Here is a 25,153-nt window from a genome sequence, read left to right on the forward strand (position 1 = left end):
GCCGAATAGCCGCCCCCGCAGCAAGCGCAACGCGTGAGGCCGGAAAAGAGATACCTGGGTCGGCGGCGATAGTTCATCTTGCGGATATCGGCGACACCGCTCTCGTCCCTCTCCGTCCGGTTTTCGCCCTGTCGCGCCTTCACGGCCTTCCAGAGATCGTCGTCGAGTATGCGCAGCTCCGGCGCCTCCTGAACGACCCAATCGGATTCGGGATTGGGGCGAGCCTGGCGCTTGCCTGTATCGGGGTCCTTCACGAAGCGCTGGCGGTTCCAGACGATCTTGCCGACATACATCTCATTGTTGAGGATGCCGTTCCCCCGCTTGGGGTTGCCGTTGATCGTGCTGAAGCCCCAATCTCCGCCGGACGGGGCGGCGATACCCGCCTTGTTCAACGCGAAGGCTATGGTCTTGGCCGACTTGCCGGCGGCATAGTCGCGGAAGATGCGGCGGACGACTTCGGCTTGAGCCTCGTTGATCGTGCGGTCTCCGCGGATCGGTTCGCCGTTGGCGTCGAACCTCTTTACCACGTCATAACCGTAGGAATTGCCGCCGCCCGATTTTCCGGCCTCAACACGGCCACGCTGCCCGCGGCGGGTCTTGTCGGCCAGATCCTTCAGGAAGAGCGCGTTCATCGTGCCCTTGAGCCCGACATGCAACTCGCTGATCTCGCCCTCCGACAGGGTGAGCATCTTCACGTCGGCATAGCGCATGCGCTTGTAGATGCCGGCGATGTCTTCCTGATCCCGGCTGATCCGATCCAGCGCCTCGGCCATGACCAGGTCGAAACGGCCGCGGCTGGAATCCATGATCAGCGCCTGGATGCCAGCGCGCTGGATCATGCTGGAGCCGGAAACGGCGTGGTCAGAGTATTCCTCGACAATGGTCCAACCCTGCTTCTCAGCATGAAGGCGGCACATCCGAAACTGGTCGGCGATGGACGCGTCGCGTTGACTGTCGGACGAATAGCGGGCGTAGATCGCGATCTTCAATGCGCGTCTCCTCTCTGCATCAAGAGGCGCGCTTCCCCCGTCGCCTCGTCGCCTTCACTTCCTCCGCGTAGCATTCCCGCGCAGCTTGCCGCGCCAAAAAGTCCACCAAACGCAAAAGCCGCGGGTCGGGATCGCCACGAGGAGTAAAGGTAAGTTCCGGTTCGTTGAGCAGAAGAGATTCGAGCAGCTCTTCGCGCTCGCTTCTCTTCATTTTCGCCGGAGTATGGGTTGATCGCACGCTCATGCCCGGTAGAGTTTGCCGGATATGAAGTATAAGCAACTGAAAACACGATAGAATGCTCGGCGACTATTGCTGTGTTCCGGCGTATGCTGGCGCGGCGCGGCGTACGTCCGCGCGCTGTGGCATAGCGAAATAACCTGTTCGCTTTTGTCTCCGAACCGACCATCGGTCGCACCGAGATGGCATTTTTCAGATCGCTCAACATGAACGCCATCGTAGCGTATTGCGTTTTACGATACAATCTCTTATCATGCGGTCAAGGAGAAAATTTATGGCCGCCAATGCCGAACGTAAGGAATATCCAATCTCGATGCGACTGCCGGAAGCGGATGTCGCGATGATCGATCGCGCGGCAACGCTGCGTGGGCGCTCGCGAACCGACTTCGTGCGTGACGCTGCGGTGCGTGCGGCCGAAGAAGTCGTCATGGAACAAAGCCTGATCCGCATGAGCCCGCAAGGGTTCGCCGGATTCATAGAGGTTCTCGCCGCCCCGGCAGCTCCGGTTCCCGAAATGGTCGAACTGGCCAGGCGGCCGGCGCCCTGGGAAGCCGGTTATGAGCCCAAGCGGTAAATCGTGGCGCTATCGGCTCCCGAACCACTCACCGCCACGCATGACGTGTCGGAGTTCTCCTGTGGAAACCCGACGCTTGATCACTGGCTGAAGACACGCGCTCTGTCCAATCAGCAGAAGGGTTTCACGGCCGTTCTCGTTGTTCACGAGGCTGGACGTGTCGTCGGCTACTACGGTCTTGCTCCGACCGCCGTTGTCCCGGGAGTGCTGCCGCGCTCGATCCGCACTGGTCAGCCGCCCGATCCGGTCCCCTGCCTTCTTCTCGGCCAGCTTGCCACCGATACGGAATGGTCGGGGCGCGGCATTGGCACGGGCCTGGTAAAGCATGCGCTTCAGCGCTGCGTTCAGGCCGCAAGTCTGATCGGCGGGCGCGCGCTGATGGTCAACGCCGTGGATAATGAAGCCGCGCAGTTCTGGCAACGGCGTGGTTTCCTTCCCACGCGGGACGATCCGCTTGTTCTTTTCCGCTCGATGGCCGCGATCGCAGCCTCACTCGCTGACGCCCAAACCGGCATTTAGCGGATGCGGGGACGCGCACCATCACGGTACTCCGGCGCCAGATCCGCGCGGCCTGCTGCCGAGCCCGTTCCGGGGCCGGACCTTGTCGGACGGTCACGCCAACATCGGCGAGATAACGGTGAAAGGCAAGAATTTCCGGTGAAATCACATTCTGTACTTGTTATCGTTTGAGGTAATATCGCGAAATCGGCTTAATACAGTACATGACGTCAAACCCTCCAACGAAGCATCACTATATTCCAGCGTTTTACCTGAGAAGATGGGCGGGTGGCGACGGCAAGGTCACGGAGTTCACCAAACCGCGTCATGACATCGTCGCGAGAAGGATCATGCCTGATCGCACCGGGTATCAGGAGCGCCTGTATGAACTGAAGGGCTTTGAGCCGAGCCTTGCGCAGCAGGTTGAAGAAAAGTTTTTCAAGCCGCTCGATACCTGGGCGTCCAACGCGCTCACCATGCTCGAACGACACGGCCACCAGGCGCCTTGGGACAGCCATAGCCGCTCGGCGTGGACGAGGTTTCTCCTGTCGCTGCTGCTGCGTTGCCCCGAGGATATCGAGGCTTTCAGGGAATGGTGGCACGAGGATTTCAGCCGCACCGACGCTGACGCTGAAGCGCGCTATCAGGCTGCGCGCGGCGCTGAAGATCCAGAGACCTTTGCCGAGTTCCTCGCCGGCCAACCGCTAGGCATCAAGGAACGCCATCAGTTCCAGGTCTTCTATTCCCTGGTCGACCACGACAGCGTTGGCGGCAAAATCAACGAAATGGACTGGCGCGTGCTGCAATCACCGCCAGCCGCCCCCGCATTCCTGACCTCCGACCGCCCGATAATCAGGACGAATGGCCTCGATCAGGAGGGTGACCATATCGCGCTGCCGATTGGTCCGCGCCTTCTCTTCATCGCCTCCCATGATCGCGGCTTTCTCGATGGAGTCCTGCGCACAAACCAGATCGCTCTCGTGAAGGAATGCAATCGGCAGGTCGTCGAAGGCGCATCGCGGTTCGTCTACGGCATGGATCAGAATCAGGCGCGCTTCATTCAGAACCGCTTCGGCAGGACGCCACAGCCGCGTCTGATGGAAAGCATCGTTCAACGGCGACGAGACGAAGCGGCGCGTCAGGCCAAATAGCGTGTTCGAACTAGGAGTGTCATAATGGGGGGAACAACAAGAATGAATTTCCTGAATCTGGACGACAAGGAACTCGATCAACACATCTATCGCATCATGCCGCAGGAGTACGTTTTCACGCTGTTCAGCGACAGCCAGAACGTCCTGAGCAAGATCAGCAATTGGAAGGATAAGTTTGAGAATTTCCAGCTCAACCTCGGCGGAACGTTGGATGGAGAACGGTTCGATTACGGTTTCAAGGATGATTTCGTCGGCCAATGCTGGACGCGGCACAGCCTCTCGGAAGCGATGTGGGGAATTTATGCGAACGATCCGAGTAAGAGGTATCTGCGTATCCGTTCGACGCCACGCAAACTGCTGACATCGCTTGCCGCAGCTCACCCTCGCATGCCTCAAGACACCTGTTTTGTAGGCGCCGTCAGCTATGAAACCGAGCCGGTCCTGAAGGAATATCTGGCCAACAACGGACGCCTGGAAATCTCGGCACGAGGACTCGTCCGATCGCTTCTTCTCAAGCGTCGGGCCTTCAAGCACGAGGCCGAAATACGCTTGCACCACTTCGGCGATGCGGGCAACTGCGATCCCCGCGGTCTTTATCGGTATCCGGTCGACCCTCACGATATGATCACACAGTGTTGGTTTCCACGCAGAACTGAGCCGGTTAGGCGCATAATTTCCATTGAGAATTGAGCCATGTGAACCTTCCCCAACGCGGAGAGCGACGGGGGCAACGGAGTGATCCACATGGGACTTTTAAATATCATTCGTCGGATGGCGCTGCGTGAGAAGCAGTCGATCCGCGAGATCAGCCGGCGAACAGGGCTGTCGCGGAACACGATCGCGAAGTATCTGAACGCTGGTACAATCGAACCAACATTCACCGTACCGGAACGACCGAGCAAGCTTGATCCGTTTGCCGACAAGCTGGCGGCCTGGCTGAAGACCGAGGCCGGGAAGTCGCGCAAACAGCGACGAACACTGAAGCAGGTTCATGCCGACCTGGTGGCTCTCGGCTTTACCGGCTCCTATGGTCGGGTTGCCGCCTTCGCCCGTGATTGGCGAGCGGAACGACAACGTGAGCAGCAGACGACGGGCCGCGGCATATTTGTTCCGCTGTCTTTCCGCCCAGGCGAAGCATTCCAATTCGATTGGAGTGAGGACTATGCCGTCATTGGCGGCGAGCGCACAAAGCTGCAGGTCGCGCATATCAAGCTATCGCACAGTCGCGCGTTTTTGGTCAGGGCGTATCTGCTGCAGACGCACGAGATGCTGTTTGACGCCCATTGGCACGGCTTCCGTGTGTTCGGCGGCGTCCCTGCTCGCGGCATTTACGATAACATGAAAACCGCGGTCGATCGCGTCGGTCGTGGCAAGGAGCGACAGGTCAATATCCGTTTCCTCGCGATGACGAACCACTACGTCTTTGCGCCTGAGTTTTGCAATCCTGCCGCGGGCTGGGAGAAGGGCCAGGTCGAGAAGAATGTCCAGGATGCCCGGCCGCGACTGTGGCAACAGATGCCGGACTTTCCTGATCTGGCGGCATTGAATGCCTGGCTGGAACAGCATTGCCAGGACCTGTGGCGCGACACAGCACACGGCACCTTGCCCGGCACGATCGCGGACGTCTGGTCCGCGGAACAGCCAGCATTGATGGCGCTCCCCGCTGCGTTTGACGGCTTCGTCGAGCAGGGCAAACGTGTCTCTCCGACATGCCTGATCACCTTCGAGCGGAACCGCTATAGCGTGCCTGCATCGTTTGCGAACCGGCCTGTCAGCTTGCGAATCTATCCCGAGCGACTGGTCGTTGCGGCCGAGGGTAATGTCCTATGCGAACATCCGAGGGTGATTGAGCGCAGCCACGACAAACCGCCGCGGACGATTTACGACTGGCGACACTACCTTGCCGTCATTCAGCGCAAGCCCGGTGCCTTGCGCAATGGTGCGCCTTTCCTGGAATTGCCGCTGGCCTTTCGACAGTTGCAGGACCAGATGCTGCGTCGCCTGGGCGGCGATCGTGAGATGGCCGATATCCTTGCTCTGGTGCTTCATCACGACGAACAGGTCGTCGTCAGGGCTGTGGAGCTGGCTCTGGATCAAGGCGTCGCGACCAAGACGCATGTGCTGAACCTGCTGCATCGTCTGATCGATGGGAAGACGACTGACGGCCCCGACATCGACACGCCACAGGCGCTGACCTTGTTGCGTGAACCCAAGGCCAACGTCGAACGCTACGATGGCTTGCGTGTCCGGATCGTGGGAGGTCGCCATGCGTCATGATCCCGCAAGTGCCGCCGTCGTCATCATGCTGCGGAGCCTGAAGATGTATGGCATGGCCCAAGCCGTCACAGACCTGATTGAGCAAGGGGCTCCAGCTTTTGATGCGGCCGTGCCGATCCTGTCCCAGTTGCTGAAAGCCGAGATGGCCGAACGTGAGGTTCGCTCGATTGCCTATCACATGAAGGCTGCTCGCTTCCCAGCCTATAAGGACATCTCCGGGTTCGACTTCGCCGCCAGCGAAATCAACGAAGCGACGGTGCGCCAACTGCACCGATGCGAGTTCATGGACGGGGCGCAGAATATCGTGCTCGTCGGTGGGCCGGGCACAGGAAAAACACATGTCGCGACTGCCCTTGGGGTCCAGGCGATCGAGCATCACCGCCGGAAGGTCCGCTTCTTCTCGACCATCGAATTGGTCAATGCGCTCGAGCAGGAGAAGGCAAAGGGCAAGGCAGGTCAGATCGCCGAGACGCTGGTCCGTCTCGATCTGCTGATCCTCGATGAACTAGGATACCTTCCGTTCAGTGCTTCCGGCGGAGCGCTGCTCTTCCACCTGTTGAGCAAGCTCTATGAGCGCACCAGCGTCGTCATCACCACCAACCTCAGCTTCAGCGAATGGGCAACCGTCTTCGGCGACGCCAAGATGACGACAGCTTTGCTCGATCGCCTGACCCACCGTTGCCACATCCTGGAAACCGGTAACGACAGCTTCCGCTTCAAGGCCAGCTCGGCCGCAGCAGCACAGAAGAGAGGAGAAAAGGCCAATCCCTTGACCAAACCCTGATCAGAAAACCATACTCAGAGGTGGCTCACTTCTCGGTGGAAAAACCGGCTCAGTTCTGCGTGGAAACCAACACTTCCAGATCACGGACGCACCTGCTGATGGTTGATTCCTGTATTTCTAACGATTTACCCGCCTTTCGAAAACTCCCTTGCTCCGCTGATGCAACAAAGTAACGCAAATGACGGATTTCAATCCAAGATTCATAGATTTTTCTAGCTTTATTGACCATGTATCCTATTTATAGGTGAGTGGAGCGGCGATAGATTTTTTAATACTATTCCAAGCAATCGTTTCTTATGACATTTTGATGTAGTCGCCTGGCGCGTCTGCAAGCGGCGTAATGACCGTGCTGGCGTTCAAGTGTCGCGCGGATGCGTCGCGCGCTTGAGACCTCTCGGCCATCCAATCCGCCCATTCCGGCCACCAAGATCCTGGCTTGACGGGCGTATTCTCCACCCAATCGTCGGGAGAGACATAGGTATCGCCGCGCGCTCGCCTACTGACCTGATACTGGCGCCGCGGGCGGCCCGGCTCACTGACGATTCCTGCATTGTGACCTCCATTCGTCAGAGCGAAGGTGACCTCCGTCGCTGTGAGAAGATGCAGTTTGTAGACAGAGCGCCATGGCGCAACGTGATCGGTGGTTGTGCCGACGCAGAATATCGGGAGGTTGATATCCCCAAGCGAAATAGGCTTGCCCCCCACCTGATATCGGCCGGATGCCAGGTCGTTCTGCAGGTAGAGACGACGAAGATATTGTGAATGCATCTTCGCGGGCAGACGTGTGCCGTCGGCATTCCAGGCCATCAGATCGTTCATCGGTCTGCGGTCACCCAAGAGATACTCATTGATGATGCGCGACCAAAACAGGTCGTACGAGCGTAGCAACTGGAAGGCCGCCGTCATCTGCTCGGCATGCAGGTAGCCGACTTCGGCCATCTGCGCTTCGAGGAGCGCGATCTGGCTTTCGTCGATGAGCAGACCGAGCTCGCCTGGCTCGCTGAAATCCGTCTGGGCTGCGAGCAGGCTCACGGATGCCAGCCTGTCGTCGAGGTCGCGGGCCATGGCGGCCGCAGCGATGGAAAGCAGCGTACCGCCGAGGCAATAGCCAGCCGCATGCACTCTGGCGCCGGCCGCAATCGTGTTGACTGTGGAGAGCGCAGCGTGGAAACCAAGGTCGAGATACTCGGCCATGCCCATGTCGCGGTCGCCGGGATCCGGGTTTTTCCAGGAGATGCAGAAGACGGTGAAACCCTGATCGACAAGGTAGCGGATCAGGGAATTGTGGGGCGACAGATCAAGAATGTAGTATTTCATGATCCATGCAGGAACGATCAGGATCGGTTCCGGATGGACCACTTCCGTGGTGGGCTCGTACTGGATGAGCTCGATCAGCCGGTTCCTGAACACGACCTTGCCCGGCGTGGCGGCGACGTCCTTTCCTACGACAAAATTCTCCGTCCCGGCCGGGGGCTGATTGGCCATTCGGCGCGCGATGTCGTCGAACAGGTTGGAGAGGCCACGCGCCAGATTGGCTCCGTTTTCATCGAGGCTTTTCCTGATGACGACTGGATTAAGCATCGCGAGATTACTGGGCGAAAGCATCTCCATCCACTGCTCCACACCGAAGGCGACGAGACGCTGATGATGCGGGTCAACGCCCCAGACATCGCGCGTGGCCTCTCCCCACCAGCGACGTTGCATTTCGAAGGACTGTCCGAACAGGTTGAACGGCCATTGGCCCCATGAGGGGTCGGCGAACCGCCGGTCCGACAAAGGTGGCAAGGCGCCAGCACTCTGACCATCGTCACTCTGGGAAAGTCCTGCCTTGATGATGGTCTGGATTCGCTCCAGTTGATCAAGCGCCAATCGCGAGAGTTCGGCGCGCTTACCCGGACTTGTCGCGAGATGGCTTGCCCAGTCCATCCACGCGAGCAAGGGCGATTCCGGTGAAATCGAAGACCATGCACGCGACCACGCTGCGTGCGCCTCTTCGTCCAGTTCCTTGCTCGATTTTTCTTCTTTTCTTGATTCCATCTCAGTCACTTCCACCCGCCGCGACCATCGGCGGGCCCGGCAAACATTTCGGTTCCTAGTTAGTTGAGGCCGCCCGAAGCTCGGGTCACGTCCTCTGGGGGCGTCCACGCCTCGGAGGAGATTTCGCTTCAGATGTGCCGGCGGCCGGCGCTTGCGTCGCCTGGGGGGACGGCGCGGCAGGTTCCGAACCCGTCACTGGCGGCGTTTCGGCCTCAACCGCTTTTGCCTGCCGGGCTTTCTCCGCTGCGCGCCCGAACATCTCCGTCACCTGCGCAAGGGCCGCATTGCCCGCATCCGGGAGCGTGTCGCCGCCAGCGTGCGCCAGTTCCGAGATGATCATTGCGACCCTGTCGATCTCGTCGGCGTCCGACCCTTCGAGCAGCGCAGGGAGCGCTTCGATGGTCGCATCGCCCTTATAGGCAAGCAGCAGGGCCTGTTCGCGCACGAGCCGCCGGAAGAAGCCGGGATCGAAACCGGAATGAGCACCGTCGTTCCAGAACCGGGCAGCGTGGTGGTAGAGACGTTCGTCGATGCTGCCCTGGTGATGGAGGACATGGAACAGGGCGCGAAGGGAGGCCTCCAGCAGCCCGCCCTTGTGCAACTGGTCGTCCAAGCGGGCGACCATCTGCCGGACCATCTCGCGGTGCTCGGGGGTATCACCTGGATGGGGCCGGGCCGGACGCGCGTCGTCCATCGTCTGTCCGGCGAGAGCCTTCAGTCCCGGCGAGCCGTACAGGACATCGAACCACATCGCGTAGATCTGGTCCCGGTGGTCGCGATATCGATCCAAGAAATGCTCGACTGCACGCGACAGGTCCTGCTGCATGACGAGGAACGGATTGTCGGAAGGCACCGGCTGACGGTTCTGGCGAACCTCGCTGGCGAGCTCGCTCACGGTGCTCGCCAGCGGATGGTCGCTCGACCATAGTTCGAACGATGCCCGCAGCGGATGAAGCGCCTGCAGCCATCGGGCGGAGTAGGACGTCGAGAAGGCCCGTATCCAGGGCTGCAGCGTGTTGCGGTAGAGAGCCAGGTTGATGTCGGAGACCCGGGCGGCCGCGGCGAAGCGGCAGTCCGATTCCGGATCCGGACGGACAATGTCGCGAACTTCCCCGATGCTGCTGCGCCTGACCGACATCAGGTGGGAGTCGGCGAAGTCGCGGACGTCCTGGGGCGTGGCGTCGACCGTCGCCCGATAGATGCCCGCGGGGAAGAGGTCGATCTGGTCGATCATGCTCGCGAACTTGCGGTGCTCCTTCTTGCCGACGCTGCTGGAGACGAAGATGCCGAGATGGCCGATGCTGTCATGCGTGGTGTAGAGGATGGTCTGGTCGTGGCTGAGCACCTCGTCGTCATCGCGATAAAGGTCGGTGATCCAGCCCAGGGCCTGCGCAGGCGGGGTGATGTTGTCGCCGTATGAGCAGAAGACGACGATCGGCGAGCGGATGTTGCGCAGGTCGATGCGCAAGCCGTCGGAGGTCATGAGTTGCGCGGTCGAGAGCTTGTTGCCGATGAACAGGTTGTCGACGATGTACTGCATCTCGACGTCGTTGAGGAAGACGTAGCCGCCCCAGTATTTCTCGAAACCGATATAGCGCTCGGCCTCGGTGTCGGCGCTTGCGTAGACGTTGTACTGCTTCGACCAGAGCGTGTTGGCGGGATCGAGGTTCTCGAAGTTCTGCACGAGCCATGCGCCGTCGAATCGGCCGGCGCCTATGTCGCCGGTCAGCGCGGTCAGCCAGCTCCCACCGAGCAGGCCGCCGGCATAGCGCATCGGATTGTTGCCCGCCCAGTAGGACAGCGGCGTGCCGGCTACGATCAGCGGCCCGAACAGGTCTGGCCAGACCGCCGCCGCCATCAGCAATTGCCAGCCGGCCTGACAATTACCGATCACCGCCGGCTTGCCCTTGCTTCCGGGATGCAACCCGCCGACTCGCTCGACGAAGGCCGAGAAGGTGCGCATGACATCCTCGATGGTCTGGCCGGGAACGGGATCGGGCAGGAAGCCCACGAAGTAGCACGGGTGACCAGCCTTGATCGCGGCGCCGATCTCGCTGTCGGGCTTAAAGCCGCCGATGCCGGGCCCATGCCCGGCGCGCGGGTCGATTACGATGAACGGGCGCCGCGTCTCGTCGGCCTTCTGGCCGCCGGACGGTACGATCCGCACGAGCGCATAGTTGGTCGGTCGCGGCAGGTCCGCCCCCGACATGACGGATTCGAAGGGGAAGTTGAGGACGCCGGGACTGCCGTCCCGCAGCTTGTCGCGATACTGGTCGCCCACCTGTCTCTCAATATCCGCATACAGGATCGAGCGCTGCCATGCATCGATCCCATAGGCATAGGCCGCTTGCAGCAGCGCCAAAGGATCGCCATGCAAATCCGACCATTGCGTTTTTGAGGTTGTTGGCTCGGACATGGGTTTCCTCCGATGCATCGCCATTTGACAAGGACAGGACGAAGGCTCGCGCCTCAACCTGACGGTTCAGTTCGCCTCCAGCGCCAGAGCCACGCCCTGTCCACCACCGATGCACAGCGTCGCCAGACCTTTCCGCGCGCCACGTCGTTGCATCTCATGAATGAGCGTCACAAGGATGCGCGCCCCCGAGGCGCCGATGGGATGCCCGAGCGCGATCGCGCCGCCGTTGACGTTGACCTTCGAAGTATCCCAGCCGAGCTCCTTGTTCACAGCCAGCGCCTGTGCCGCGAAAGCCTCGTTGGCCTCGATGAGATCGAGATCGCCGATGGTCCAGCCGGCCCGCTTGAGCGTGCGCTGCGTGGCGCTGACCGGGCCAATGCCCATGATGGCGGGATCTACGCCGGCGCTGGAATATCCTCTGATCCAACCCAGCACGGGCAGCCCGAGGGTCTTCGCCTTGGCCGCGCTGGCGAGTACGAGCAGGGCGGCGCCGTCGTTGATCGTCGAGGCATTGCCAGCGGTCACCGTGCCGTCCTTCCTAAAGGGCGGCTTGAGCTTGGCGAGTCCTTCTGCCGTCGTGTCCGCGCGCGGTTGCTCGTCGGTGTCGAAAACGACCGGGTCACCCCTGCGCTGTGGAATGGTGATCGGTGTGATCTCGTCGCGGAAACGGCCGGAAGCGCTCGCGGTGACGGCCTTGTTCTGCGAGGCGGCGGCAAACGCATCCTGATCCTCACGCGTGATCGAATAGCGCTCCGCGAGGTTCTCGGCCGTGATGCCCATGTGACAATCGTTGAAGGCGTCCCAGAGACCGTCCCGGATCAGGCTGTCCTCGATCTGTGCATGGCCGAGCCGAAGTCCCGTGCGGGCCCTGGGCAGCAGATAGGGGGCAAGCGACATGTTCTCCTGGCCGCCGGCCAGAACGAGATCGGCGTCCCGGGCGCGGATCGCCTGAGCCGCAAGATGGACCGCCTTCAGGCCCGAGCCGCAGACCTTGTTCAACGTGAGTGCCGGCACCGCATGGGGGAGGCCGGCCTTGAGGGCGGCCTGGCGCGCCGGATTCTGTCCGCCTCCGGCCGAAACGACCTGCCCGAGAATGACCTCATCGATTTCTTCGGGGGCGATTCCCGTCTCCTCGAGCACGCTGCGGATCAGCGCGGCACCGAGATCGGAGGCCGGCAGGTTGGCAAGGCTGCCCTGGAAGGCACCGATGCCGGTCCGTGTTGCTGCCAGTACGGCGACGTCCTTCGTCATTCTCAACTCCTTAAGTCGCCGGCACGCACGGGACGACGCGGGACCTTTCGCCCCGTGCGTGCCGGCGCGGCGTCAGTACATGTGCTGGCCGCCGTTCATCGCGATGTTGCTGCCGGTCATGTAGGCGGCGGCGTCACTTGCGATGAAGGCGACGAGCGCCGCGATTTCGTCGGGTTCACCGAGGCGCCCGACCGGGATGGCGCCGACGATCTTGGCGAGAACATCCTCGGGGACCGCTGTCACCATCTTGGTGGCGAGATAGCCGGGCGAGACCGTGTTGACGGTAATTCCCTTCCTGGCAACTTCCTGAGCCAACGCCTTGGTGAAGCCATGGATACCTGCCTTCGCGGCAGAGTAGTTAGTTTGCCCGAACTGGCCTTTGCTCCCGTTGATCGATGAGATGTTGATGATCCGCCCCCAGCCGCGTTCGAGCATACCGTCGATGAGAGGCTTGGTGACGTTGAACAGCGAGTCGAGATTGACCCGCAGGACCGCGTCCCAGTTTTCCTTCTCGAGCTTGCGGAACGTGGCGTCGCGGGTGATGCCCGCGTTGTTGACGAGAATGTCGACCCGATGGCCGTCGGTGCCGATGCGCTCGGCCATGCGCAGACATGACTTGAAATCGGCGACATTCACGTCGTAGGAAACGAAACTGTAGCCTTTGGCTTTCTCGGCGGATAGCCATTCGCGGGCGGAACCCTCGTCGCGTGCATGGGTCACGAGCACCTTGTGGCCTGCGTCGTGTAGAGCCCGGGCGATTGCCTCGCCCAGGCCTCCCATGCCACCGGTCACCAAAGCAGTCCTTGGTTCAGTCGACATCGTTCACGCGCCAGCGGATTTTTCAGAAGTCTTCACGCCCGGAACAGGCCAGAGGTTGGCCCACTGCTTGAAGATGTCCCGGATCGGTTGCGCCGAACCCACGCCGCCCACAGTCTCGCTGACAGCTTTCTGCCAGGTTTCGATCGCCTCCTGGAGGCCACTGGTGAACGCCGCCTGATTGCTGATCGCCACTTGGGTAAGCTCTTGCGTATCTCCGACACGCTGCTGTAACTGCCGCCAGAACGATTCGCCTGGCAGTGTCGCGAGGCTTTGCCAGTTCTCGGCTTTGCGAAGGCCTTCGATCTCGGCCTTGACCTCGGCGATGCCTTCGGCGCTCGCCTGGGAAGCAACATCGACCCACCGCTTGCCGCCCTCCTGGAGGAGGCGGTTGATCTGAATCTGCAATTCAAGGTTGGCTTTGTGCAATTTAAGGGGCACGACGTCGACACTCATGGAAACCTTCCTTCGGTTTTGATTTGCCCGGGGGCGGGATTTTAGACCATCGCTTCGATCGCCCGGCGGAGTCGCTTGCATCTCGCATCGGCGAAGCCGAAAATGGGATGCTGCGGCGAGGCATGTGGGACGAGCTGCCGCGTGATCTTTTGGCTGGACCTGTATTTGGCTCCCAGCAAACCTGCTTTTTGTCGAGATCGTGACAGAAATCTGCGGCTGGCATGTACCAGTCCGGATGAGGGAATGCCCACAAGCTCCTCCAAACGGGCCAGAGACAGACCTAAGTCTGCAGCGCTAAGGGTAGCGAGCCGGGAACAAAAGTTCTATATTTAATTAAGCCCATAAGACTTGTATTACTCGCCGTAGTTCGGAATATGTTTCAATATTAATCGCCTTGATGCTCATGCATGACTCCAGATTCTAAGAACAACTTTAAACTATAGTTACGATCAATTAGATGCCGTTCTTTATCATCGGTAGATGACGACTCAATCATCAGCTGATGACAGTGCGCGAACCATATGTAAATCGGGTTCGGCTTGTCAATAGCGTTCAAAACAATGACCGCTTGCGCATCGGGCGCCGTCGATCCGGGATCGCGGATCGAGGCGGATCAACGAACATTTCGGCGGAGTTAACAGGGTAATCCGTCGACCCGTTACGTTTGACACCAGCTACGACCTCCTACGAGCTTGATCGCGGCGAGGCGGTTTTGTGCGTGCCTGTCGTGCTTGGTTGCGATTCGTCCAAAGCTTTTGATGCGATTGGAAAAGCGCTCGACGAGATCTCGCTGGCGGTAGCGCGGTGCGAGAGGGCATAGGTGACCTTGCTGTTTGCCTTGAGGGGGAAAACGAAATCAGCAAAGGAGGACATTCAGATCGTCAGAATCGTGGAAACTGAAGACGTCCGTCGGGTTAAATCACCATAGTTTCAGCGGCCCTGCATCAGTTTATCACGAGTTATCGATGCTCCGCGCCAATGGGTCTTCGGCTATTTCTCAGGCTAGCGGGGACCTCTGTTCATCAGCGCCGCCGCCGAGATGATTTCCAGCCTCTTTCTGGCGACCGGGAAGGCTGCTCTCAGGGAATGAAACCTAAGGGGCATTGGTGCGAAGGAGGGACCGACTAACCGCCTCCGAACAACCGATCCTGTTGATTTCGACGCCGGAGCGCGATGCAAATATCAGGTGACATACCCGCAGCATCAGCTATCGTCATCAGTCGTTGACCATTGGGTGTTAGAAATATACCGTGCGGTCAGTCGTTCACTCGCGAGTTGTATCGCCAGTGATATTTGCGCAGATCGCTTCCAGTTCTTAAGTCCCAACACGATCTCGCGCTTAGCAACGTGGATGCAACAAGGAACATTATGTCGCTTGATACCAGAAAATTATCGCTAATCGATCGCTACTGGCGTGCGGCCAATTATTTATCCGTTGGCCAGATTTATCTGATGGACAATCCGTTACTCCGCGAACCGCTGAAACCGGAGCATGTCAAACCGCGCCTCCTTGGGCATTGGGGAACGACCCCGGGGCTCAACTTCATCTATGCGCATTTGAATCGGATCATCACCGAGCGCGACGCGGACATCCTCTATGTCTGCGGGCCTGGGCACGGTGGCCCCGGCATGGTTGCGAATACCTGGCTGGAAGGCGTCTATTCCGAAACCTATCCCGAGATAGGTGATGATGAGCCCGGAATGAGACGGCTGTTCAAGCAATTCTCATTTCCAGGCGGCGTTCCGAGCCACGTTGCGCCGGAGACGCCAGGCTCGATCCATGAAGGCGGTGAGCTGGGTTATGCGCTGGTTCATGCCTACGGCGCCGCGCTAGACAATCCCGATTTGGTGGTGGCTTGCGTGGTAGGCGACGGCGAGGCAGAAACCGGACCGCTCGCGGCCGCATGGCATTCTAACAAATTTGTCAATCCGGCCCGTGACGGAATGGTTCTGCCCATCCTGCACCTCAACGGCTACAAGATCGCCAACCCCACCGTTCTTGCGCGGCTTTCCGACGACGAGTTGCAGCATCTTTTCATCGGCTACGGCTATGAGCCGTTCTTTGTCGAGGGTAGCGAGCCCGCTGAAATGCACCAGCAGATGGCCGGAGTGTTCGACACTGTCTTCGATCGGCTCGCTGCGATCCGAGGGAAGGCATCCTCGTCATCGGTGCGCCCGCAGTGGCCTATGATCATTCTGCGCAGCCCCAAGGGCTGGACAGGACCTAAGGTCGTGGACGGCAAGATGGTGGAGAACCACTGGCGCTCTCATCAAGTGCCGGTCGCGAATTGCCGCGAGGACGAAGGACACCGCGCTATCCTCGAGGAATGGCTGCGGAGCTACGGCCCGGAGGACTTGTTCGATGAAAGGGGCGCACTGAAGGCAGAGCTCAAGGCCTTGGCACCCAAGGGTCCGCGGCGCATGGGCGCCAATCCGCATGCCAACGGCGGCCTTCTGCGCAAGGAACTGCGTACACCCGACTTCCGCAGCTATGCCGTGGAGGTCGGCCGGCCCGGCGCGGCGGAAGCGCAGGCGACGAAAGTTCTCGGCGATTATCTACGCGACGTCCTACGGCTCAACGATGACGAGCGGAACTTCCGTGTGTTCGGGCCGGACGAGACGGCTTCCAACCGGCTCGGCAGCGTGTTCGAAGCGACGGACCGGGTCTGGATGGCCGAAACGCTCGAAACTGACGATCATCTGTCGCCCGACGGGCGCGTTATGGAAGTACTGTCCGAGCATCTGTGCCAGGGATGGCTTGAAGGCTACCTGCTCACTGGCCGCCATGGGTTCTTCTCTTGCTACGAGGCGTTCATCCACATTGTGGACTCCATGTTCAGCCAGCACGCCAAATGGCTGAAGGTTTCGCGCGAACTGGAATGGCGCAAGCCGATCTCCTCGCTAAACTATCTTCTGACTTCTCATGTATGGCGGCAGGATCATAACGGGTTCAGCCATCAGGATCCCGGCTTCATCGATCTCGTTGCAAACAAAAGCGCCGACATCGTCCGCGTCTATCTGCCCCCGGATGCGAATACCCTGTTGTGGGTCGGCGATCATTGCCTCAAGACGTGGGATCGGGTGAATGTCATTGTCGCTGGCAAACAGCCCGCGCCTCAATGGTTGACCATGACGGAGGCCGAGCAGCACTGCGAGGCGGGCCTTGGAATATGGGACTGGGCTGGAACCGAGGACGGATTGGAGCCAGACATCGTGATGGCCTGCGCCGGCGACGTGCCGACCATGGAAACGCTCGCCGCTGTCGACCTCTTGCGGCAGGCTCTGCCACATCTGCGCATCCGAGTCGTGAACGTCGTGGACCTGATGGCGCTGCAATCGCCGCAACACCACCCGCATGGTATTTCTAACGAGAAGTTCGACAGCATCTTCACACGCGACCGACCGGTGGTCTTTGCGTATCACGGCTATTCTTACCTTATCCATCGCCTTGTCTACAAACGCGCCAACCATCCAAATTTCCATGTGCGCGGCTTTATCGAAGAGGGGACCACGACGACGCCCTTCGATATGGCCGTCCTCAACGAGTTGGACCGGTTTCATCTGGCCATCGAGGCGATCGAGCGTCTTCCCGTCCTGAAGGAGAAGGGAGCGGAGATCGTTGCAGCACTCCAGGAGAAGCTCGTCCTGCACAAGGCGTATGTGTATGAACATGGAGAAGATATGCCCGAAATCCGGGACTGGACGTGGCCTTAACGCTGACGAAATCATCTCAGGAACCGGAGAATGCTGATACTGTTCGGTGCCTTACTGGAGTTGCCCCCAAAAGACCGGACATGCTCAGGTTTGAGATTGCGAGCTGATGAACTCGCGCGGTGATTGATATCCTAAAGCACTGTGCGGGTGAAGATTGTTGTAGTGCTCGAACCAGAGCGGCAGTTGCGCGATGACGGTTTCGGCATCCGGGGTGGGGTTCACCGCGACGTAGTCGCGCTTGAAGGTTTTGACGAAGGCCTCGGCCATGCCGTTCGATTGCGGGCTGCGCACGGGCGTCGTGCACGGCTCCATGCCGATGTCGCGGAGCAAGGATGCGGTATCCCTGGCGACGAAGCACGAACCGTTGTCGGTGAGCCATTCGATGGGCTCGGACAACATGTTGATGCGACCGAAGCGGTTCTCGACGGCGGTGATCACGAGGTCCTGCACGTCCTGGCTCTTGATGCCCTCCGTGGTGGCGACATGGGCGATTGCCTCACGGTCGCAGCAGTCGAGGGCGAAGGCGACACGGACCTTCTCCTTGTTGTCGCAGCCGATCTCGAAGCCGTCCGAGCACCATCGGATGTTGGAGCGTTCGACAGCGACCTGACCATCGTGGCGGCGATCATCGACCGCTCCGGTGTGGCGCACCAGAAGCAGGTTGTGCAGCTTCATGACCCGATAGACGCGCTTGGCGTTGGGCCACGAACGCCCGTCTTTCCGGGCATTCCGGCGCAGGATGGCATGGACCCGCCGATAGCCGTAGGTGGGCATGTCGGCAATGACGGCCCTGATTTCTTCCACCAGCTCCCGATCCGGGAGTGGCGGCCGTCCTCTGGCTCTGGAAGCGGAACCCGTGGCACGCGCAGCGATATTCGAGCGGGCGACACCCAAGGTTTCGCAGATGGTCTTCATTCCAAAATCCCTCTCGGCAGAGAGATCGAGCGCAACATCCGTTTTTTTGGGCCACCGGCGATTTCGAGGGCTTCCTTGAGGATTTCGCTCTCCATCGTCTTCTTGCCCAGCAGGCGTTGCAACTCCTTAACCTGGGCCTGAAGCGCCCGGTATTCGGATGCCGGAACGACCTCCTCTTCGGCGGCCGTCGCCGTCAGTGCTCCCTGGGATGCCAGCTTGCGCCAGGCGAACAACTGGTTCGGCTGGATGCCGTGCCGACGCGCGACGATGCTCACCGTTGCGTCCGCCTCGTAGGTCTCTTGAATGATCGCCAGCTTCTCTGCCGTGCTCCAGCGCCGCCGACGTTCCGGCCCGGAGAGAACTTCCATCTTAAAATTGCTACCAGTCATATTACCAACATTACTCCTACCCACTTAGCTAAGTGGGGGAGCATGTCCGGGCCTTTCGGGGGCTAATTCACTTACCTTGCATCGCTTCCAAGCCGGGGCGGATCATTCGTGTAGCCACTTGTGCGGCTTGATGACAGGTCGTCACCTGTCTCGATGACATTCTTCCCCACTCGGATGGGCTAAAACGCTCCTTGTGGGCATGAGGTCGATGTCTCCCCAGCAGGCCCGCTGATCAATTGGTTGGTGCCTGCCTGGAAACGAGACATGGAGAGATCACAGAAGGGACTGCTGAATGAAGGGCGACGGAAATCCCTGCGGTCGCGCCCCGCAGACACCGGATGACTACTCGCTCCGCGTCGCGGAGGAAGTCGTAGACAAACTCGCCAGTGACGCCCAGCGCGGTCTGACAAGAACGGAAGCAGCACGCCGGCTGGCAGAAAATGGTCCCAACGAACTGCGTGCGGTGCCGCCGATTCCTATCTGGCAGCGCCTGCTTTCCCAGTTCCGGGATCCACTCGTGTATCTGCTGCTCGGAGCAATTATTATCGCCCTCGCGGCATGGGCTATTGACGGGCATGCGGGCTGGCCTATCGACGCAGTCGTGATAGCCATGGTGGTCCTGGCGAATGCAGCTCTTGGCTTCGTGCAGGAAACAAGAGCTGCTGATGCCGTGGCCGCGCTGGCGCGAATGACCGCCGTTACCTCCTCCGTTCTGAGGGACGGCGAGCGAATCCGCATTCCCTGCGCCGAGCTTGTGCCGGGCGACATCCTGCTGCTTGAGGAGGGTGACGCCGTCGGAGCCGATGCAAGGTTGCTTAGCGCAGCAAGCCTTCGCGTGCAGGAAGCCTCGCTCACCGGCGAAAGCGAGGCCATCCTCAAGGATGCAGCCATTCTGCATCATCCTGCCCCGCTGGCCGAGCGTTTCTGCATGGTGTTCAAAGGGACCGCGGTGGTTCAGGGAACTGGTCGTGCAATTGTCACCGGAACCGCAATGCGGACCGAAATCGGCACCATTGCGCAGATGCTGGACGCCAGCAAGGAGGAAACGACACCCTTGCAGAAGGAGGTCGCCCGGGTCGGCCGCGCGCTCGGGATTGCCGTTGTCGCCATCGCCATCGTCGTGGTCGCGACAGTGCTTTTGGTTTCCGACATCCACGGCCCTTCCGACGTAATTTCCGTTTTGCTGATGGGCGTTTCGCTGGCCGTCGCCGCAGTCCCGGAAGGCCTCCCCGCCATATTGTCCCTGGTGCTCGCGCTTGGCGTCCAACGCATGGCGGGACGAAAAGCCGTGGTCAAGACGCTCTCGTCGGTCGAGACGCTCGGCTCGGCTTCCGTCATCTGTTCGGACAAGACAGGAACGCTGACCCGATCCGAAATGACGGTCGAGCGCATCGTAACGGCGTCCGGCAGCAGCCGTGTCACTGGCGTCGGGTATGCGCCTGTCGGCAATCTGGAAGTTGAGGGCGGTGGAGGTTTCAAGGGGCCTCTGCGCGCCGAGCAGATCGTGGTTCTGAGCGGCGGCAGTCTGGCTGGCAATGCTGCCCTGCGCCAGGCGGAGAACGGAGTCTGGGAAATTCAGGGCGATCCCACTGAGGCCGCTTTTCTGGTTGCCGAGCGTAAGCTCGAAATTGACGACCGCCGCAGGCGACGCTTCGAACGCATCAACGAAATTCCGTTCAGTTCAGACCGCAAGATGATGTCGACCATCGAGATCGACCATGAGCATGGCAGCGAGCGGATTCTCGTTACCAAGGGAGCACCGGATGTTCTGATGGCTCGTTGTACGCATGTACGGATCGGTATGGATGTCGTTCCATTCGACGCCGGACAGCGCGCGCATGCCGCCGCCGAAGTTGAACGGCTCTCCGACGACGCCTTGCGCACTCTGTCGGTCGCCTATCGGCCGCTGGCCGATGGCGAAGACACGGAGGAGGGCGAAGACCTTGAACATGATCTGATCTTTGTCGGCACGGTCGGGATCATCGATCCGCCTCGGCAAGAAGCGGCCGTCGCCATATCGAAAGCCCGCCGGGCCGGAATACGCGTGATGATGATCACCGGCGACCATCCGCGTACGGCATCGCGCATAGCCGCTTTGCTTGGCATCGTCGATCGCGGCGCGAAGGCTTTGACCGGGGCCGATCTCGACGCAATGGACGATGCCGCGTTCGCGGCGGCAGTTCGCACGATTTCGGTCTATGCCCGCGTCGCTCCCGTGCACAAGCTGCGCATCGTCGATGCTCTGCAGGCCGATGGCAATGTCGTGGCGATGACGGGCGACGGCGTCAACGACGCGCCGGCGTTGAAGGCGGCGGATATCGGCATCGCAATGGGAATCAACGGGACGGAAGTTACCAAGGAAGCGGCCAATATGGTGCTGGCCGACGACAATTTCGCCACGATCGTCGACGCCGTGCAGGAAGGACGCGGAATCTTCGACAATATACGCAAATTCCTGCGCTATCTCTTGTCTTCCAATATGGGCGAGGTGCTGACCGTCTTCCTCGGCGTCATCGGAGCGGGCATGATAGGATTGGCTGACGCCGGCGGTGGCGAACTGGTTCTTCCGCTGCTGGCAACTCAAATCCTTTGGATCAATCTGATCACGGACTCCGGCCCTGCTCTTGCCATGGGTATCGATCCGGAAACGGACGACGTGATGGCGCGACCGCCTCGCAAATCCAACGAGCACGCAATCGACGCGCAAATGTGGCGGAGCGTTATCGCGCTCGGCCTGGTGATGGCGCTGGCAGCGCTTCTGACCATGGATTTCTATCTGCCCGGCGGGCTCATCGAAGGGTCTCAGAGCCTGGAACGAGCACGCACGGCGGGGTTCACCGTGTTGGTTTTCTCCCAACTGTTCAATTGCTTCAGCGCCCGATCAGAATCCAGCAGCGCGTTCAGCTATTTGTTCGCGAACAGGTGGCTTTGGGCGGCGGTCGGCTTGTCTGTTGTCCTGCAGATAGCAGTCGTCAATGTGAGCTTTCTCAACGCCGCGTTCGGAACGGTGCCTTTGTCACTTGATCAATGGTTGCTCTGCCTTGCGATGAGCAGCAGCGTCCTTTGGTTCAGCGAAATCCGGAAGTGGATCACCCGACGTTACAACAAGAAGCGGGACTTCGTTGCCGCCTGAGACAGCCGGTGGCACTAGGGCATCTTCGATAGAGAAACTAATGATCGTAACAGGCTTCGCATGACGCCCCGATAGCTCGCGTTCCACCCCCTGACGGTCCACGGCGAGGAATCCACATGACTATAAGCCCTTGCCGGATATCCAACGGCTCCTTGGGCTCGGCTTCTCACTATCGAAACCGTGCCCGCGGAGCACGACGTGGATCTTCTCAGGTTCGATGCCTGCGGTATGCTTCAAAGATGAGCATGGCTAGGAACGATCATGATGTCACACTGGACCTCATGGAGAATATTGCCTGCCACACTGTCGATAAACAGGTTCAGGATCGTGCTCCTGCTTTCTGTGCCGGCAATCACCAGATCAATATCGTTATCGTCGACATATTCAGCCAGTTGCCCCGCTGGATCGCCCTCCAGCGTGACGACTTGAACCTGGCAAGCTCCGCCTGTCATCAGAGATTGATCCAGGGTGTCTCTGGCTCGTTGGGCGATATCTTTTGAGAACTGGTGACTATAAGCCTCTTTGTTCTCGACCCAGTTCTTGAACGGAGGATCGAATGCATGGAACAGAATAAGGGTTTCAGGTCGGAAGAACCTGACAGTGGTTTCGAGCACGGCAGACGCAGCCGGGGAAACATCTGTCGCTACGACAATCCGGTCGCCTGTATCGACCGACTTCTTTTTCACCACAAGCACGGGCAGTCCGCTCTCTCGCAATAGAGACGTCGTCGTGCTGCCCAATAAGGACCGACCATCGGTTTCGTTGCGCGATATTCCCGTGACGATCAGATCAGCTTTATCCCATAAAGCGATCTCCTTGATCTCGACGAGTGGACGGCCTCGTCTGACGACGACGGCGCTTATGAGCCCATCAATACCTGTAAGCTCTTCACGCAGGCGTATAGCGTTGCGCGAAACGGCGCGCGGAACAGAGCTCATCTCAGGCTGCTCAAGGAAGTCGTCTTCGTCTTCGATCACATGAACCACCGTCAGACGCGCCTGCCACTGAAGAGCCAACTGAATGGCGCGCTCCTGTGACCTGTCGCAACGGGCCGAGAAATCCGTTGCGAAAAGTATATGTCTCGGGGGGCATGTTCTCCATGCCGTCCTCACCTTCAGTTCGCGGAGCGCTCGGTCGTCAGCTATCAATGGGAGGGACGCCCGTAGGCATGCCCTGTTCGGCAGAACGAATGTGCGAAGGCCGAAATATGATATCCGGCCGGTCTTCGACTGAAACGAAGCCCTCCGAGGCGTGGAGCCATTCCTGTATCATCAAGTCGATGACTTCCTTGCGCGGAAGGGCGAGGATCTCCGCCACAGCGTCGACCGCCATGGCAAGGTCGTGGTCGAAGGTGACCTCGCCGGTATTCCATGCGTGAGCGGCAGCAATGAACAAGGCTTCCCGCATTTCCCGCGGCACGACCAGTGCGACCGCCTGGTCAAGCCCAGCTATCGCAGTTTCAGAATCCAGCACATCTCACTCCTCAGTAATGCAGAACACGGCCGTACGCATATATTGTGCGACGCAAACGCAAGAGCGGGCCTGTCGAAACGCCGCCAATGAATACTTGCGATATCAGCTCGCTTGATTGATCGCCTGAAGCGTCACCAACGTGCCTTGCCGCCCTTCCAGAATCCCGCGCGCATCTTCAAGCCGGCCTATTCCAGCAATCCCGCCCGCGTTCGCAAAATCGCACGCCGCTTCGACTTTCGGTCGCATGGACCCGGCCGCGAACACGTCGCTGGTCAACTCGGCAGGCGTTACTTTGCGGATCGGCCGCCTATCGACCGTTCCCCACCCCTCATAAACAGCGTCCACGTCGGTCAGCATCAGGAAAGCGTCGGCCCCGAGCGCCTTGGCGAGAAGCCCGGCTGCTCTGTCCTTGTCGATCACCGCTTCCAGTCCCCGAAGCGTCCCATCGGCTTCGCGCATGACCGGGATACCTCCACCGCCGGCGCAGATGACAGTGACGCCAGCCTCGACAAGGAGCCTGATCGTCTCGATCTGGGTAATATGCTGAGGTAGTGGTGACGGGACGACCCGGCGCCAGCGGCCCTGCGCTTCTTCTACCACAGGCCAGCCATGTGCCTCTTTCGCCTTTAGCGCCTCGTTCTGCGTGTAGACCGGACCTATCGGCTTTTCCGCGCGAGCGAAGGCGGGATCGTCCCGGTCCACCTCTATCTGGGTCAGCAGTGTCGCGATCCTTGAACCCGCAGGCATCGCATTGGTCAGCTCCTGCTCGACCAGATAGCCGATCATGCCGACGCTCTCTGCACCCAGGACATCGAGCGGATAGGGGTCGACGTCTTTGTAGGCCGCCGCCTGTAAGGCGAGGAGACCGACCTGTGGTCCGTTTCCATGGGCGACCACGATGTCATGGTCGCGCGCCAGATCGGCCATCGCTGCGGCCGCCTTGCGAACGTTGGTGCGTTGCGCATCGGCCGTCATTGGCTCGCCGCGCTTGAGGAGCGCATTGCCGCCCAGTGCTATCACGACCCTCATGTCACGACCCCAAGGTTGCGACCAGCAGGGCCTTGATCGTGTGCATTCGGTTTTCCGCCTGGTCGAAGACGATGGACGCTTCGGACTCGAAGACCTCTTCGGTCACTTCCATGCTGTCGATGCCGTATTGCTGGAAGATCTTCTCGCCGACCTCGGTCTCGCGATTGTGGAACGCGGGCAGGCAGTGCATGAATTTCGCATGCGGATTGCCCGTCGCCGCCATGATGCCAGCGGTGACACGATAGGGTGTGAGCAGTTCAATGCGTTCCTTCCAGACCGAGTCCGGCTCCCCCATTGACACCCACACATCGGTGTAGACGAAATCGCAGCCGTTGACGGCCTCGTAAGGATCTTCGGTCAGGGCGATCTTCGCACCGGTCCTGGCTGCGATCTCCTGGCACTGACGCACCAAATGGTCCTCAGGCCAGCAGGCTTTCGGCGCGCCGAGGCGCACATCCATGCCGATCTGCGCGGCGCCTGCCAGCAGCGAGTTGCCCATGTTGTTTCCGGCGTCACCGAGGAAGGCGAAACTTACCTGGGACAGGTGCTTGCGCGTGTATTCCCGCATGGTCAGGAAATCGGCGAGAATCTGCGTCGGATGGAACTCGTCGGTCAGTCCGTTGTAGACCGGAACGCCGGCATAGGCCGCCAAGGTTTCCGCCTGTTCCTGTCCGAAGCCGCGATACTCGATGCCGTCATACATCCGCCCGAGAACGCGGGCGGTATCCTTCATCGACTCCTTCTTGCCGATCTGGGTGCCGGTTGGCCCGAGATAGGTAACGTGGGCGCCCTGGTCATAGGCGGCCACCTCGAAACCCGTGCGTGTGCGCGTCGAATCCTTCTCGAAGATCAGCGCGACGTTCTTGCCTTTCAGGCGTTGCTCCTCGTAGCCGCCATATTTCGCCTGCTTGAGCGAAGCTGACAGTTTGAGCAGGAAACGGATCTCGTCCGGCGTGAAATCGAGCAGCTTCAGGACACTGCGACCTCTCAGGTTAACGGGCATGATAGACCTC

At 60.0% G+C, this 25,153-nt stretch carries 20 protein-coding genes and 1 pseudogene (1 of these 21 running past the window's edge); 8 read left to right on the plus strand and 13 right to left on the minus strand.

The features are described 5' to 3' along the window. Nucleotides 1–989: the 5' portion of a recombinase family protein gene (locus tag shn_RS20315; RefSeq protein WP_084438349.1), read on the minus strand. Its footprint begins 667 nt before the window's first position; the window shows 989 of its 1,656 coding nt (coding positions 1–989); its start codon is at nucleotides 987–989; the stop codon falls past the left edge of the window. A gap of 512 nt (nucleotides 990–1,501) precedes the next feature. Here shn_RS20315 and shn_RS20320 point away from each other — a divergent pair. The 6 genes from shn_RS20320 (at nucleotide 1,502) to istB (ending at nucleotide 6,511) form a co-directional block, all read left to right on the plus strand. Further along, a complete protein-coding gene (locus shn_RS20320) occupies nucleotides 1,502–1,801 on the plus strand; it encodes a DUF1778 domain-containing protein (RefSeq protein WP_064332035.1) in 300 nt (99 codons plus the stop codon). Between the two features lie 3 nt (nucleotides 1,802–1,804). Next, nucleotides 1,805–2,320, plus strand: coding sequence for a GNAT family N-acetyltransferase (locus shn_RS20325; protein ID WP_064332036.1), 516 nt, complete (start codon nucleotides 1,805–1,807; stop codon nucleotides 2,318–2,320). Between the two features lie 203 nt (nucleotides 2,321–2,523). After that, a complete protein-coding gene (locus shn_RS20330) occupies nucleotides 2,524–3,450 on the plus strand; it encodes a DUF4238 domain-containing protein (protein ID WP_064332037.1) in 927 nt (308 codons plus the stop codon). 42 nt (nucleotides 3,451–3,492) lie between these two features. Beyond that, a complete protein-coding gene (locus shn_RS20335; protein WP_064332038.1) occupies nucleotides 3,493–4,140 on the plus strand; it encodes a hypothetical protein in 648 nt (215 codons plus the stop codon). Between the two features lie 54 nt (nucleotides 4,141–4,194). Beyond that, nucleotides 4,195–5,727 carry an IS21 family transposase gene (gene istA / locus shn_RS20340; protein ID WP_145925847.1) on the plus strand — a complete coding sequence of 511 codons (1,533 nt, stop codon included), beginning with the start codon at nucleotides 4,195–4,197 and terminating at the stop codon, nucleotides 5,725–5,727. Then, nucleotides 5,717–6,511 carry an IS21-like element helper ATPase IstB gene (gene istB, locus shn_RS20345; RefSeq protein ID WP_064328778.1) on the plus strand — a complete coding sequence of 265 codons (795 nt, stop codon included), beginning with the start codon at nucleotides 5,717–5,719 and terminating at the stop codon, nucleotides 6,509–6,511. The genes istA and istB overlap by 11 nt, the downstream gene beginning before the upstream one ends. Nucleotides 6,512–6,560: 49 nt before the next feature. Here the strand turns inward: istB and shn_RS35140 are convergent, their stop codons facing one another. The 7 genes and pseudogenes from shn_RS35140 to shn_RS37100 form a co-directional block, all read right to left on the minus strand. Then, nucleotides 6,561–6,740 carry a LysR family transcriptional regulator gene (locus shn_RS35140; RefSeq protein WP_084438195.1) on the minus strand — a complete coding sequence of 60 codons (180 nt, stop codon included), beginning with the start codon at nucleotides 6,738–6,740 and terminating at the stop codon, nucleotides 6,561–6,563. A gap of 65 nt (nucleotides 6,741–6,805) precedes the next feature. Next, nucleotides 6,806–8,548 (minus strand): alpha/beta hydrolase, encoded by a 1,743-nt coding sequence (locus shn_RS20350; RefSeq protein ID WP_064332039.1) that lies wholly within the window; start codon nucleotides 8,546–8,548, stop codon nucleotides 6,806–6,808. Nucleotides 8,549–8,633: 85 nt separating this feature from the next. Further along, on the minus strand, nucleotides 8,634–10,964 hold the full coding sequence (locus shn_RS20355) for a DUF3141 domain-containing protein (protein WP_084438198.1): 2,331 nt from the start codon (nucleotides 10,962–10,964) through the stop codon (nucleotides 8,634–8,636). Between the two features lie 66 nt (nucleotides 10,965–11,030). Next, complete coding sequence (locus tag shn_RS20360; RefSeq protein ID WP_064332041.1) at nucleotides 11,031–12,215, minus strand: acetyl-CoA C-acetyltransferase; 1,185 nt, start codon at nucleotides 12,213–12,215, stop codon at nucleotides 11,031–11,033. Nucleotides 12,216–12,287: 72 nt separating this feature from the next. Further along, nucleotides 12,288–13,034, minus strand: a complete 747-nt coding sequence (gene phbB, locus shn_RS20365) for an acetoacetyl-CoA reductase (protein ID WP_064332042.1) — start codon at nucleotides 13,032–13,034, stop codon at nucleotides 12,288–12,290. A 3-nt stretch (nucleotides 13,035–13,037) separates the two neighbouring features. Continuing rightward, complete coding sequence (locus shn_RS20370) at nucleotides 13,038–13,487, minus strand: phasin family protein (RefSeq protein ID WP_064332043.1); 450 nt, start codon at nucleotides 13,485–13,487, stop codon at nucleotides 13,038–13,040. Nucleotides 13,488–14,145: 658 nt separating this feature from the next. After that, nucleotides 14,146–14,289 (minus strand): annotated as a pseudogene (locus shn_RS37100) (IS5/IS1182 family transposase); the annotation flags it as partial. 566 nt (nucleotides 14,290–14,855) lie between these two features. Here shn_RS37100 and shn_RS20375 point away from each other — a divergent pair. Next, a complete protein-coding gene (locus shn_RS20375) occupies nucleotides 14,856–17,201 on the plus strand; it encodes a phosphoketolase (RefSeq protein WP_064332044.1) in 2,346 nt (781 codons plus the stop codon). An 84-nt stretch (nucleotides 17,202–17,285) separates the two neighbouring features. Here the strand turns inward: shn_RS20375 and shn_RS20380 are convergent. Further along, nucleotides 17,286–18,505 (minus strand): IS3 family transposase gene (locus shn_RS20380; RefSeq protein WP_145925838.1). Its coding sequence is split into 2 segments (ribosomal slippage): nucleotides 17,286–18,169 and nucleotides 18,169–18,505, totalling 1,221 coding nucleotides; the frame shifts between segments, so codons are not numbered across the junction. A 292-nt stretch (nucleotides 18,506–18,797) separates the two neighbouring features. Between shn_RS20380 and shn_RS20390 the strand changes: the two genes are divergently transcribed. Then, nucleotides 18,798–21,638, plus strand: a complete 2,841-nt coding sequence (locus shn_RS20390; protein ID WP_064332045.1) for a cation-translocating P-type ATPase — start codon at nucleotides 18,798–18,800, stop codon at nucleotides 21,636–21,638. A gap of 233 nt (nucleotides 21,639–21,871) precedes the next feature. Here shn_RS20390 and shn_RS20395 read toward each other — a convergent pair whose 3' ends face one another. The 4 genes from shn_RS20395 to argF all read right to left on the minus strand — a co-directional run bounded on the left by shn_RS20395 (nucleotide 21,872) and on the right by argF (nucleotide 25,143). Continuing rightward, nucleotides 21,872–22,750, minus strand: a complete 879-nt coding sequence (locus tag shn_RS20395; RefSeq protein WP_234189395.1) for a universal stress protein — start codon at nucleotides 22,748–22,750, stop codon at nucleotides 21,872–21,874. A gap of 25 nt (nucleotides 22,751–22,775) precedes the next feature. Then, entirely contained in the window at nucleotides 22,776–23,111 is a 336-nt protein-coding gene (locus tag shn_RS20400) for a hypothetical protein (RefSeq protein WP_064332046.1), read from the minus strand. 102 nt (nucleotides 23,112–23,213) lie between these two features. Beyond that, entirely contained in the window at nucleotides 23,214–24,140 is a 927-nt protein-coding gene (arcC, locus tag shn_RS20405; protein WP_064332047.1) for a carbamate kinase, read from the minus strand. Nucleotide 24,141: 1 nt separating this feature from the next. Further along, complete coding sequence (gene argF, locus shn_RS20410) at nucleotides 24,142–25,143, minus strand: ornithine carbamoyltransferase (RefSeq protein WP_009450513.1); 1,002 nt, start codon at nucleotides 25,141–25,143, stop codon at nucleotides 24,142–24,144. Nucleotides 25,144–25,153: the final 10 nt, after the last annotated feature.

This window comes from Shinella sp. HZN7 (genome assembly GCF_001652565.1).
GTDB classification, from domain to species: Bacteria; Pseudomonadota; Alphaproteobacteria; order Rhizobiales; family Rhizobiaceae; genus Shinella; species Shinella granuli.